Below are 12,376 nucleotides of genomic sequence, written 5' to 3'. Positions count from 1 at the left end.
AGTATTAAGCAACTTTGGCTTTGGCAGCGGCTTTCTTGGTCGCTTCAACAGTCTTGTCAGCCGCTTCTTTGGTCATTTCAACCACTTCAGCAGTGGCTTTTTCTACTGCTTCAGTGGTTTTTTCGACAGCTTCAGTAGCTGCTTTCTTGCCAGCTTCGACTGCTTGCTCAGCGTTTTCCTGCGTGTACTTGGCAGCTTCTTCCATGATCGCGGTCAGTTCGTCGCGCACAGAAGTCAGCATTTCAGTGGCCTCACGCATGTTGGCAACCCATTTTTCGCCACAAGCGCGGGTCACTTCCTGTTGCAGGGCAGTCAGTTCGCTCAGGTCTTTTACTTTGGTGGCAGCTTCGGCATTCTTGGTGCCCATTTCAACGCAGGACTTAACCAGTTCTGCTTGCTTGCCAGCCAGGGTTTCAAATGTTTTCAGGTTCAGGTCGCCGATTTTCTTGGCAGAAGCCAGAGCGCTGTCACTGAATTGCTTAATAATGTTCATCATTTCGTTTTGCATGGTCAATCTCCTAGTGTTTAGCAGTTTTCAGTCAATGTTGCTTTGCAGCATTTGATGCAATGCACAATATCGTTTTCCACAAAGACTGTCAACAAGTTTTTTGTTGCGGTGCACAAAAAAGATAAAGCTCATCATCCAGTCATGTCGCTTTCTGCATCAGGACGGTTAAGGCATAATATTTGCTTCGTCCTTGCATGTACCATGCATTGACCCACCCCCCTATCACAGAAAGTAGAGCGCCATGACCAACAAACCATTCGATGTTGCCAAGCTTCAGGAAAGCATCCGCCAGTTCGGGGAACTGCTGGGGGAAATCATCCGCGAGCAGGAAGGCGAAGCCGTTTACGAGACCGTGGAAAAACTGCGCCGTGGCTATATTCGCCTGCGCAAGAGCAATGACCCCGCCGCCCGCAACGAGTTGATGGGCTTCATCGACAGCCTGGATGTTGACATGCTGGAACAGGTCATCCGTGCTTTCAATACGTTCTACATCCTCAACAATATCGTCGAGGAAGATTTCCAGCACCGTGAACGCCGCCGCAAAATCCAGCAGAGTGATAGCCAGTTGTGGCAGGGTTCCGTCCGCCGCACCATTCTGGACATGGCCAACGACGGCATGAAAGCGGAGGAGCTGCAAGCCCTGCTTGACCAGATGCGTTACACACCGGTGTTTACCGCGCACCCAACCGAAGCGCGCCGACGCACCATGATGGAAATCCAGCGCCGCATCTTCCTGGTCATCGACCAACTGACGCTGGATCAGGATCCGAGCGAACGCGAATCCCTGCTGCGCCACCTGAAAGCGCAAATCCAGCTGATGTGGCGCACCGATGAAGTGCGCAACCGCAAGCCGACAGTGGAAGATGAAATCCGCTATGGCTTATACTATTTCCGCGAATCGCTGTTTGAAGCCATCCCCACGGTTTACCGCTACTTTGAACGCGCCACGCGCATTGCCTATGGCTGGGGTGCGGTCACTGTGCCCAGTTTCCTGCGTTTTGGTTCCTGGATCGGCGGTGACCGTGACGGCAACCCGTTCGTTACCCCTGCCCTGACCCGCAAAGCCATCCGGATGCAGATGCAATTGGCGCTGGAGGAATACATCGAGCGCGTCAATGCACTGCGCACCATTTTGTCACATTCCACCCAGTTCATTACCCCGACCGAGGAATTCAGCGCTTACCTGCGTAATGAAGACCAACGGCTGGGGCTGGGCGAAGTGGCATTCCATTACACCAAAACCAACTTCCAGGAAGAACCTTACCGCCGCCTGCTCAGCATCATGCACCACAAGTTGCAGGCAACGCTGGATGTGGTGAATGCACGCCTGAGCGGCGAATATTTCCGCCCATCCAGGGCCGCTTACACCGACGTGGCGGATTTCATCCACGAGTTGTACCTGATCCGCGATTCCTTGCGCAGCCATAATGACCACGTGATTGCCGGGCGTGAACTGAAAGACCTGATCCGGCTGGCAGAAACCTGCGGCTTCGGTCTTTACAAGCTCGACATCCGCCAGGAATCCACCATCCACAGCGAAACGGTGGCAGAAGTCCTGCAACTCTCCGGCCTGTGCAGCAACTACCTGCAACTGCCGGAGGCAGAGCGCATGGAGATGCTGGCCGAACTCATCCAACGCCCTCGCCTGCCGCTGCCACACCGCCCCAAACTCAGCGAGCGTACCGCCGAAACGCTGGAAGTCTTCGACAGCATGGTGGAAATGCGCAGCGAAGCCGGCTCGGGCATTTTCGGCGCTTACGTCATCTCCATGACCCACAGCGCCAGCCATGTGATGGAAGTGATGCTGCTGGCGCGCATGGCCGGACTGATTGGCTACGACGCCGAACGCAAGCTGTTCTGCAACATCCTGGTTTCCCCGTTGTTTGAAACCATCGAAGACCTCAGGCACATCACCAGCGTACTCACCAGCCTGATGGAAAATGCTACCTACCGCGAGCTGCTGGCCGCTTCCGGTAACATGCAGGAAGTCATGCTGGGCTACTCCGACTCGTGCAAGGATGGCGGCATCCTCGCCTCTAACTGGAACCTGTACAACGCACAGAAGGAAGTCATTGCCCTGACCGACCAATACCGCGTCAAATGCCGCCTGTTCCACGGGCGCGGCGGTACGGTCGGGCGAGGCGGCGGCCCCACCCATGAAGCGATCATCGCGCAACCACCTGATACAGTACAAGGCCAGATCAAATTCACCGAACAGGGCGAAGTACTGGCGGCCAAATACAGTAACGTGGAAACCGCTGTCTATGAACTGGGCGTTGGCACCACCGGCCTGCTCAAGGCCAGTCTTGGCCTGTTGAAGAAACGCGGCCCCTACCCGGATGAATTCCTCAGTGCCATGAACGACATCGCCACGATGGGCGAACAGAGCTACCGCCAGCTTACCGACTGGACGCCGGGTTTGATGGATTACTTCTACGAAGCCACCCCGGTGCAGGAAATCGCCCTGCTGAACATCGGCTCGCGCCCGTCGCACCGCAAGAAAACCGTGCGCGACAAGAGTTCCATCCGCGCCATTCCGTGGGTATTCGGCTGGGCGCAATCCCGTCACACCCTGCCCGCCTGGTATGGCATCGGCACGGCACTATCGAAATTCCGGGAAGCCACCCCCGGCAATGACAAACTGCTGGAACGTATGCACGATGAATGGCCTGCCTTCCGTTCCCTGCTCAGCAACGTGCAGATGGCCCTGTATAAGGCAGAAATGGATACCGCGCTGGAATACGCCGAATTGGCCAAAGACCAGGAAAGCGCGCAGAAAATTTTCGCCGACATCCGCAATGAATACGAGCTGACGGCCAGCGAAGTACTCAAGGCAGCCAAGCAGGAACACCTGATGGATGATGCGCCGTTCCTGCAATACTCGCTGCAACGGCGCGACCCGTATCTGGATCCACTCAACCACATCCAGATTACCCTGATTCGCCGTCACCGCCGCTTTGCCGAGGAAACTGGCGATACCAATTCATCGTGGCTGCCAGTGCTGTTGCGTACCATCAACGCGATTGCGGCGGGGATGCGCAATACGGGTTGAGTTGTCTTGGCAGAAATGAAAAAGGCCACAAACGCGGCCTTTTTCATGCTTGCACGTGTGCTTGCATTTACGGGCTGAAAGAAGAGCCACAGCCGCAAGTCGTGGTCGCATTCGGGTTACGGATCACAAACTGCGCACCTTCCAGACCTTCGGTATAGTCGATTTCAGCACCAACCATGTACTGGAAGCTCATCGGGTCGATGAGCAGCGTCACACCACCGTTTTCTACCGCAGTATCATCGTCGTTCATGTTCTCATCGAATGTGAAACCATACTGGAAGCCGGAACAACCGCCACCTTGCACAAACACCCGTAACTTCAGATCCGGGTTGCCTTCATCCTCAATCAACCCCTTAACCTTGGTCGCCGCTGCGTCCGTAAAAATCAGCGCGGCAGGAATTGCTGTTTCAACCGTCATTTTGTCTGTCTCCTGAACTAAAATCATTAGATTACGTTACCACTACCAAGGCAGCAGAGCCAAAATCCCCTATTCGCTGGCGGAAGAAGTCGGTGAGGTTGCAAAACTGCCGGACTCAGGCTTCTGCCGCACCAGCTTGCCGTTGACTTCCGCGCCCACCGCCATTTCCAGCAGGTTGTAATAAACATCACCGCAAATGCGCGCTTTTTCAAACAGCTCGACCTTACCACCGGCGAAAACATCGCCATCAATCATGCCGTTCAGCACCATGCTGGGCACACGTACTTCACCTTGGATATGGCCGTGTTCGCTCAAAATCAAGGTCGCATCGTCACCGTCAGCGGCCAGATTGCCCTTGATGACGCCTTCCACATGCAAACCACCGGAAAAACGCAGGTCGCCGTCAATGGTGGTACCTTTGCCGATCAGGGTATCAACCCGTGCGCTACGGATTTTCTGATCATTGTTGCCCGTATTGGTGGGGCTACCGCCGCCACCGGTACTCTTAGCGTTTTTACCGAACATGCTTGCTTACTCCTTTGTTGTGGTGGTGGATACCGTTACTTCAGATGCCTTAGTGACGGAACCAGCCTTGCTAAATGAAGCCCAGTCATAACTTTTGGCCAGCCGCTCGGGGGTATCACCTTCCGCTGGGCTGATCTTGACTTTAACTGATTCCGGTTCAAAATTTTTTGGCAACAATAACTTGCCTTCCAAGCCCTGGTAATGCTTGACGTCAAAAGTCGTCAGGGCTTTTTCATCCTTGGGTGCAACATCCTTCTGGGTGACCGTCACGTCCTTGCCATCCTGCTGGCCAGTAATGGCAATGCTAAAGCTGCCTTTTACCGCAGCATCCCCACTACGGATATTGGCCAGCACCAGATGATATTGATACAGGTGGTCACCATTGACCTTGTTGCCATCTTTATCAACCAAGCGTTCCTTGATGCTGAAATGCTGGATGTGTAGCCCCTGCTCCAGCCCCTCCGGTGACAGGATTCCCTCATACAGAGCCAGTTTATCGCGCTGGGCAGAAAGATCCGTTTCAGCGGCAGAAAACTTTTTACGCAACTCTTCATTGGCGGCAAGCTGCACTTCCTGATCCCGTTTGGCTGAAGCCAATTGCTCTTCCAGCCCGTGAATGTTGGACGCCTGCTTCTCTATCAACCTTTCCTGTTCATTCATTTTGCCGCGCAAGGTCAAAGCCTGAATGCCGCCAGATGAGTTAACTGGCGTCAGATAGCCGCTGAAAAACAACCAGCCCAGCATGGCTAGCATCAACAAGCCCGTTCCTATCAACATATACCAACAGGGGCTACGCTTATCACTGCCGGTCGGGCGAACCTGAACCGTTCCCCGGTTTTCAAATTTATATTCGAGACTCATGCCAGATTATATTCCATTCCCTCAATTGGTCAGGGTAACAGACCAGGCTGCCTCAGAGCTGTGTTTTCCGCCAAACCCAACATCAGGTTCATATTTTGTACTGCCTGACCTGCCGCGCCCTTAACCAGATTATCAATCACAGAAAGCACGACAACCTGATCGCCATTGCCGGGGCGGTGCAAAGCTATCCGGCAGAAGTTCGCGCCACGCACAGAGCGGGTTTCAGGATGGGAGCCAGCTGGCAACACATCCACAAACGGTTCGTTTGCATAACGCTGTTGGTAAAGCGGTTGTAAATCCGCTTCTGCACTTAGTTTGGCGTACAGTGTCGCGTGAATCCCCCGAATCATAGGCAATAAGTGGGGAACAAAAACAGGATTTACCGATTGATGGGCAATATTTGATAGCGTTTGGGCAATTTCCGGCTGGTGGCGATGCCCTGCAACTGCGTAAGCCTTGAAATTATCACCCGCCTCCGCCAACAGCGTATGCACTTCGGCCTTGCGCCCTGCCCCACTGACGCCGGATTTTGTGTCCGCAATGACATTGTCCAGATCAATTAGCCCCTTTTCCACCAAGGGCAGCAAACCCAGAGTAACGGCGGTTGGGTAACAGCCAGGGTTGGCAACCAGGCGAGCTGCACGGATTTGCGCCCGGTTCAGTTCCGGCAGACCGTATACAGCCTCTTCCACCAAACGGGGGCTGGCGTGCCGCATCCCGTACCATTTTTCCCAAACGGCAATATCCTTAATGCGGAAATCGGCAGCCAGGTCGATGACCTTTGTGCCTGCATCCAGCAGCACCTGGGCGCTTTTCATCGCGATACCGTTGGGGGTAGCGAAAAACACCAGGGCACATTCGCTTAGGGCATCGTTGGCTGGGGCAGAAAACTCCAGATCCACATAACCTCGCAGGTTGGGGAACATCGCATCCACCCGGCTGCCAGCATGTTCGCGGGATGTCACGTAGCTAATCTCAACATCAGGGTGGCTGGAGAGCAAACGCAACAACTCAACGCCGGTATAACCGGTCGCGCCAACGATACCAATCTTCCTTTTCACGCTACCTCTATTTCTGTCAGCCTGAGAAATCCCTGTATAATACGCCTTCCTTAACGATTAACAACCTCTACACTATGAAACTGGATATCAAAGGAATCGCCATACTGGCCTTCATTGCGGGCATTGCCGCCTTTTTCCTGCTGGCTCCCGCTGGCGGCGTCAAAACGGTGCCTGCCGCAACTGTGCAAACCATCGACGGCACCACATTGAGTCTGGACAGCCTGAAGGGCAAACCCTATCTACTGACTTTCTGGTCAACCACCTGCCCCGGCTGCGTCGGTGAAATTCCGGTGCTGGAAGCGCTGGAAAACAAAATGCAAGGCAGCGGCTTCCGCATCATTGCCGTTGCCATGTCGTATGATGAACCACCCGCCATAAAGGCGATGCGCGTCCAGAAAGGCATGACCTACACGGTAGCACACGATCAAAGCGGTGAATTGGCCAAGCAGTTTGACGTGCGGGTAACGCCGACCTCATTCCTGGTCGGTGCTGATGGAAAAATCGCCGTTCAGAAAATGGGTGAGTGGGACGCTACCGAACTGGAGCAGAAAGTCAACGAACTGATGAAAGGATAAAGCATGTATCTCTGGATCAAAGCCATCCATGTCATTTTCATGGTGACTTGGTTTGCGGGCTTATTTTACTTGCCGCGGCTATACGTTTACCACGCCATGCCGGAAAACAAGGGCAGTTTTGAACTGTTCAAGGTGATGGAACGTCGGCTCTACATCATAATGACGATCGGCGCGACCATTACAGCCATCTTCGGCTTCACCATGCTGGCGCTGAACTGGCAGTATTTACTGGTAACAACCCACTGGTTCCACGCCAAGCTGCTACTGGTTGTTGGCTTGTTTGCATACCATTACGCTTGCTACCGTCTGATGATTACGTTCAGAAATGAAGCGAATACCCGCAGCCACAAGTGGTATCGCATGTTCAACGAAGCGCCTAGCCTGCTCTTGATTGTGGTGGTGATATTGGCGGTGGTGAAACCGTTTTGAAACTCCCCTTCCTGGCCCCCGCCCGTTGAGGGAGAGGGGTTAGGGTGAGGGGTTTCTCCTACTCCAGCAACGGCGCCAACTCATTCAGCGCACGGTGATAGACCCGGCGCTTGAAAAACACCACCTGACGGGCAGGTTTCCAATAGTCCACCCATTCCCAGTGGTCAAATTCCGGTTTCCCGGTCGCCTGCAAATTGACATCATGGTCAGTGCATAACAGGCGTAGTAAAAACCAGCGCTGCTTCTGCCCGATGCACAACGGCCTCGCACGACGGCGGATCATGTAATGGGGTATGCGGTAACGCAACCATCCACGGGTTTGCCCGACAATTTCGACCTGCTCCTTGCGCAACCCCACTTCCTCATAGAGTTCACGGAACATGGCTTCGGTCGGTGATTCTCCTTTATCTATGCCTCCCTGTGGAAACTGCCAAGAATCCTGCCCAAGCCGTTTCCCCCAAAACACTTTACCGTCGCAATTGCAGAGGATGATGCCAACATTGGCCCTGAACCCTTCCTCATCAATCACGATTCATCTCCAAAGCTTAACTTACCCTGATTTTTCCACAACTGTCACGATTCGGCAATTTCACGAGGACAGAAAGCGGGTACAATCAGCAGTTTTTCCCGGCAGGAGCCTGCAAAACATGACATTGGCGCTTTTTGATCTGGACAACACGTTACTCAGTGGCGACAGCGACTACGAATGGGGGCAGTTTCTGGTCAGTAAAGGGCTGGTGGAACGCGACCACTACGAAACCGCCAACCAGCAATTTTACGAACAATATAAACGGGGCGTGCTGGACATCCACGAATTTTCAGCGTTTTCCTTCAAACCCCTGAGTGAGCGCAGCATGGAGGAGCTGGCGGAACTACACCGGGAATTCATGGCAACCGCTATCCGTCCGCTGATGTCGGATGCTGCCCTGCAACTGGTGGAAAACCACCGTCATCAAGATCATACGCTGGTCATCATCACCGCCACCAACAGTTTCATCACCCGGCCCATTGCGGAGGCTTTCGGCATCCCCAACCTGCTGGCGACAGAACCGAAAATCGTGGATGGGCGCTATACCCGGGAAATCGAAGGTGTACCCTGTTTCCAGGGGGGCAAGGTCACGCGCCTGCAACAGTGGCTGGAAGACCGCGCGGAAACGCTGGCAGGCAGTTACTTCTACAGTGATTCACACAACGACCTGCCTTTGCTGGAACTGGTGGACAATCCGGTGGTCGTAGACCCGGATGACACTTTACATAAAATAGCAACCCATAGGGAATGGATGATCATATCCTTGCGTGAAGCAGGGCTGTAAACTAACCACACCCATACCTGTCCACCAAAACCAACAGGTTGGCGGGATTTCCCTTGCGTTTTGCCTTCACTGCTTTAGATTTGCCTTGCCATATCCATGTCTTTTTAGAGTTTTAACCAGGTTAACCGATTGATGAGTTCTTATATCCTTGGGCTTTCTGCTTACTATCATGACAGTGCCGCAGCCTTGTTGCGAGATGGCAAAATTGTTGCGGCAGCCCAGGAAGAGCGTTTCACACGCAAAAAACATGACCCCGCGTTTCCAACCCACGCCATCAACTATTGCCTTGAGGAAGCAGGCATTCGCTTACCGCATATTGGCCATGTCGTTTTTTACGACAAACCGCTGCTGAAGTTCGAAAGGTTGCTGGAAACGTACCTGCATTATGCGCCACGGGGGTTTCGCTCTTTCGTAACAGCCATGCCTGTCTGGCTAAAAGAAAAACTGTTCCTGAAAAAAACGCTGCAAACAGAACTCTCCACCTTATCAGGTTTGAAAGAAAAGGAACTCCCTCCCCTACTGTTCACAGAACACCACCAGGCTCATGCGGCTTCAGCATTTTATCCCAGCCCATTTGAAAAGGCGGCTGTCATTTGCCTAGATGGCGTAGGTGAATGGGCAACGACATCGGTTTGGCAAGGTGAGGGAAACCAATTGACCCCCTTGTGGCAAATCGACTTTCCACACTCACTGGGTCTGCTGTATTCCGCGTTTACTTACTACACAGGCTTCAAAGTCAATTCAGGGGAATACAAACTGATGGGGCTGGCCCCCTATGGGGAACCCAAATACGTTGACCTGATTCTCGACCAATTACTGGACTTGCGCGAAGACGGGACATTCCACCTCAACATGCGGTACTTTGACTTCGCTACCGGCCTAACCATGACCAACCGCCGTTTTGCTGAATTGTTCGCATCCCCCCCCCGCCAACCAGAAAGCAAGCTTACCCAAAAAGAAATGGATATAGCCCGCTCCATCCAGGTTGTTACGGAAGAAGTGGTGCTGCGGCTAGCGCGTACCGTTCAGCAGGAAACGGGGAACGACCATGTTTGCCTGGCAGGGGGGGTAGCGTTGAATTGCGTGGCGAATGGACGCCTGCTACGGGAAGGCCTGTTCAAGGATATATGGGTACAACCCGCTGCCGGTGACGCTGGCGGCGCACTCGGGGCGGCACTATCCACATGGCACGAATACCAGGAAAATACCCGGATACCTGACCCACATGACTCCATGCAAGGGGCCTACCTTGGGCCCAGCTTCAGCAGGGAAACCGTTCGCCAATGGCTGGACAAACAGAAACTGCCTTACACCGAACTGGATGACCCACAACTCATGGAACGCCTGGCCGCCATCCTGGAAGACGGCAACGTGGTAGGATGGTTTCAGGGCCGGATGGAGTTTGGGCCACGGGCGCTAGGGAGCCGGTCCATTATTGGTGATGCACGCAACCCCAAAATGCAGTCCACCATGAACCTGCGGATCAAGTACCGTGAATCTTTCCGCCCATTTGCCCCGGCCATCAAGCATGACAAGGTAAGCGAATGGTTCGGCCATGACCGCAACAGCCCTTACATGCTGATTGTGGCGGAAGTGCAAGCGGATAAACGCTTGCCCATGACCACGGAGGAACAAGCCTTGTTTGGCATCGACAAATTGAATATTCCACGCTCACAAATTCCGGCAGTCACCCACGTAGACTACTCGGCGCGCTTACAAACCGTCCACCCTGCAACCAATCCCCGCTTTTACCAGTTACTGGACGCCTTTGAAAACAGGACAGGTTGCCCAATCCTGGTTAACACTTCTTTCAATGTACGGGGGGAGCCTATCGTATGCACACCAGAAGACGCCTATCGCTGTTTCATGCGCACCGGGATGGACTACTTGGTGCTGGAAAATTTCCTGCTGGATAAATCACAGCTGACCAACTGACAAAAAGGGGAAAATACCTTGAGCCAACTGCCAAACAGGAAAACGCTGGGGAAAACAGCGTTAAGAAACTTCGGATTATTGACCGGTGGTATTTTTGCCGTGCTATTTGGTCTCCTATTCCCTTGGCTAGGCAAGTACCCCATTCCTGTTTGGCCTTGGGTTACCATGCTTATATTCTGGATACCTGCAATCATATATCCAGAAAGCTTACAGCTAGTTTATAAGGTGTGGATGAAAATCGGTCTCACACTAGGGTGGGTCAATACTAGGGTTTTACTTGGAGTATCTTACTACCTAATCATCGCACCAACAGGAGCCTTGATGGGCCTATTCAAGCAAGGGCACATCCGCCAGTTAGCCACCAACAAAACAGGGTCATTACGGCAGCCTAGCCATGCACGCCCCCGCAACCATTTTGAGAGATTATTCTAGATGATTGATTTATTGAAAGAATTAACAAAATTCATGCTCGAACGCAAGAAATTCTGGCTGGCCCCCATCATATTAGTATTGCTACTGTTTGGCCTTTTGTTGGTCTTTGCGCAAGGCTCAGCAGTTGCACCATTCATTTATACCTTGTTTTAGCGTAGCTGCTTAGGGCCACACAACCTAAACCGGAGCATCAGGTTCCGGTTTGTGGTTATTGCATGAGTACATCAACACTATGGTGTACGCTGTGCGATTATGGTAAAAAAACCACCTTCCTTATGCCCGGTGACAATCATTCCCATATTCACAACAAACCTTTCAAAGAGATTACCTAGCCTGTCCTGCTTGAATAATTCTTCCTCCCCGTCAAATGGCTCAAACGGAATTGTCTTTGGGATAGCATGAATAAACTTGAAGTTGACTTCCTGCAACCAGTTTAAAACCTCACCCACTGTATGCTTGGACTCATGGGGGTTTTTATATTGATCCATAAACCATGAGTTTTTCTTGGTCTTGCCAATTTTTGAATTCAGTAACCGCTGATCCAGAAACCTCATCCGATCCCCTGTCAGGCCAAAAACAAAGCGACGTAAATCCGTTGCCAAACGGCCATACCGGTGATAAAGCCCTACCAATATATAACCACCCGGCTTTACTAACGACGCGATGGATTTGAATGCCAACAATGGGTTGCTGGTATGATGCAAAACCCCATTTGAAATAACCAAATCGAAACTTCCAGCCCTAAACGCCGGACGGAACAGGTTCATCTGATAAAAATGTGCACGCCTTAAATTATTGGCTTGTTTAAAATCATTAGCCATTTTCAAGGAGTTTATGCAAATATCAGTACCAATTACAGTCCTGCTTGCAATTGATAAAAAATTTGTTAACTGCCCGGTACCGCAGCCGCACTCCAGTATCTTATATCCAAATGGAATTTGCTCATCCAACAATCGGGCAAAAAGACCTTCTTTGGCTTTACTTATTAAAGAACCAACATGATCAAAGTCATCATAATCAGGAAAAGGGGTTTTTTCATAAAATGACTTAATTTCTTCTGTCACATCATCTGTTTCCCCGCCCCACTCATTAGGCGCAAACAGAGATGGAATTTTTTCAATATTGACATATTCATGGCCACATCCCAAACAAAGAATGTTTTGCTGGTTAACAACAAGATCACCATTACACCTCGGGCAACAAAACATTGCAAGATTCTGCCCGATAAAGTCAACTTCACTAATATTCATTTCCATCATCACATACT

14 protein-coding genes are annotated in these 12,376 nt (G+C 52.1%); 7 read left to right on the top strand and 7 right to left on the bottom strand.

From position 1 onward, the window contains the following. Window positions 1-4: 4 nt before the first annotated feature. Complete coding sequence (locus tag THINI_RS17540; RefSeq protein ID WP_002709888.1) at window positions 5-508, bottom strand: phasin family protein; 504 nt, start codon at window positions 506-508, stop codon at window positions 5-7. Between the two features lie 241 nt (window positions 509-749). On the opposite strand from THINI_RS17540, the gene ppc reads away from it, so the two are divergent. Further along, window positions 750-3,560 carry a phosphoenolpyruvate carboxylase gene (gene ppc / locus THINI_RS17535; protein WP_002709887.1) on the top strand — a complete coding sequence of 937 codons (2,811 nt, stop codon included), beginning with the start codon at window positions 750-752 and terminating at the stop codon, window positions 3,558-3,560. A gap of 67 nt (window positions 3,561-3,627) precedes the next feature. On the opposite strand, the gene erpA is transcribed toward ppc, so the two are convergent. From erpA to argC, 4 genes are all read right to left on the bottom strand, one after another. Continuing rightward, on the bottom strand, window positions 3,628-3,978 hold the full coding sequence (erpA, locus tag THINI_RS17530; RefSeq protein WP_002709886.1) for an iron-sulfur cluster insertion protein ErpA: 351 nt from the start codon (window positions 3,976-3,978) through the stop codon (window positions 3,628-3,630). A gap of 69 nt (window positions 3,979-4,047) precedes the next feature. Beyond that, complete coding sequence (locus tag THINI_RS17525) at window positions 4,048-4,503, bottom strand: bactofilin family protein (RefSeq protein WP_002709885.1); 456 nt, start codon at window positions 4,501-4,503, stop codon at window positions 4,048-4,050. A gap of 6 nt (window positions 4,504-4,509) precedes the next feature. Continuing rightward, window positions 4,510-5,364 carry a DUF6776 family protein gene (locus THINI_RS17520; RefSeq protein WP_002709884.1) on the bottom strand — a complete coding sequence of 285 codons (855 nt, stop codon included), beginning with the start codon at window positions 5,362-5,364 and terminating at the stop codon, window positions 4,510-4,512. A gap of 29 nt (window positions 5,365-5,393) precedes the next feature. Beyond that, window positions 5,394-6,425, bottom strand: a complete 1,032-nt coding sequence (gene argC, locus THINI_RS17515; RefSeq protein WP_002709883.1) for an N-acetyl-gamma-glutamyl-phosphate reductase — start codon at window positions 6,423-6,425, stop codon at window positions 5,394-5,396. A gap of 74 nt (window positions 6,426-6,499) precedes the next feature. On the opposite strand from argC, the gene THINI_RS17510 reads away from it, so the two are divergent. Together THINI_RS17510 and THINI_RS17505 are read left to right on the top strand one after the other, a co-directional pair. Next, window positions 6,500-7,000 carry a TlpA family protein disulfide reductase gene (locus THINI_RS17510; RefSeq protein ID WP_002709882.1) on the top strand — a complete coding sequence of 167 codons (501 nt, stop codon included), beginning with the start codon at window positions 6,500-6,502 and terminating at the stop codon, window positions 6,998-7,000. Window positions 7,001-7,003: 3 nt separating this feature from the next. Further along, window positions 7,004-7,429 (top strand): CopD family protein, encoded by a 426-nt coding sequence (locus THINI_RS17505; RefSeq protein WP_002709881.1) that lies wholly within the window; start codon window positions 7,004-7,006, stop codon window positions 7,427-7,429. Between the two features lie 58 nt (window positions 7,430-7,487). Here THINI_RS17505 and THINI_RS17500 read toward each other — a convergent pair whose 3' ends face one another. Further along, window positions 7,488-7,958 carry an RNA pyrophosphohydrolase gene (locus tag THINI_RS17500; RefSeq protein WP_002709880.1) on the bottom strand — a complete coding sequence of 157 codons (471 nt, stop codon included), beginning with the start codon at window positions 7,956-7,958 and terminating at the stop codon, window positions 7,488-7,490. A gap of 118 nt (window positions 7,959-8,076) precedes the next feature. Here THINI_RS17500 and THINI_RS17495 point away from each other — a divergent pair, with 118 nt between their 5' ends. The 4 genes from THINI_RS17495 (at window position 8,077) to THINI_RS26720 (ending at window position 11,262) form a co-directional block, all read left to right on the top strand. Further along, on the top strand, window positions 8,077-8,742 hold the full coding sequence (locus tag THINI_RS17495) for a histidinol-phosphatase (protein ID WP_002709879.1): 666 nt from the start codon (window positions 8,077-8,079) through the stop codon (window positions 8,740-8,742). 132 nt (window positions 8,743-8,874) lie between these two features. Then, window positions 8,875-10,677 (top strand): carbamoyltransferase family protein, encoded by a 1,803-nt coding sequence (locus THINI_RS17490; protein WP_002709878.1) that lies wholly within the window; start codon window positions 8,875-8,877, stop codon window positions 10,675-10,677. A gap of 18 nt (window positions 10,678-10,695) precedes the next feature. After that, window positions 10,696-11,109 carry an SxtJ family membrane protein gene (locus THINI_RS27380; RefSeq protein WP_002709877.1) on the top strand — a complete coding sequence of 138 codons (414 nt, stop codon included), beginning with the start codon at window positions 10,696-10,698 and terminating at the stop codon, window positions 11,107-11,109. Then, a complete protein-coding gene (locus THINI_RS26720; protein WP_002709876.1) occupies window positions 11,110-11,262 on the top strand; it encodes a DUF5989 family protein in 153 nt (50 codons plus the stop codon). Window positions 11,263-11,339: 77 nt separating this feature from the next. On the opposite strand, the gene THINI_RS17480 is transcribed toward THINI_RS26720, so the two are convergent. Beyond that, complete coding sequence (locus tag THINI_RS17480) at window positions 11,340-12,359, bottom strand: class I SAM-dependent methyltransferase (RefSeq protein WP_169314642.1); 1,020 nt, start codon at window positions 12,357-12,359, stop codon at window positions 11,340-11,342. Window positions 12,360-12,376 lie beyond the last annotated feature (17 nt).

Source organism: Thiothrix nivea DSM 5205 (genome assembly GCF_000260135.1).
GTDB classification, from domain to species: domain Bacteria; phylum Pseudomonadota; class Gammaproteobacteria; order Thiotrichales; family Thiotrichaceae; genus Thiothrix; species Thiothrix nivea.
Note: the sequence above shows the minus strand (reverse complement) of the source record. Positions and strands in the feature narration are given on the sequence as shown.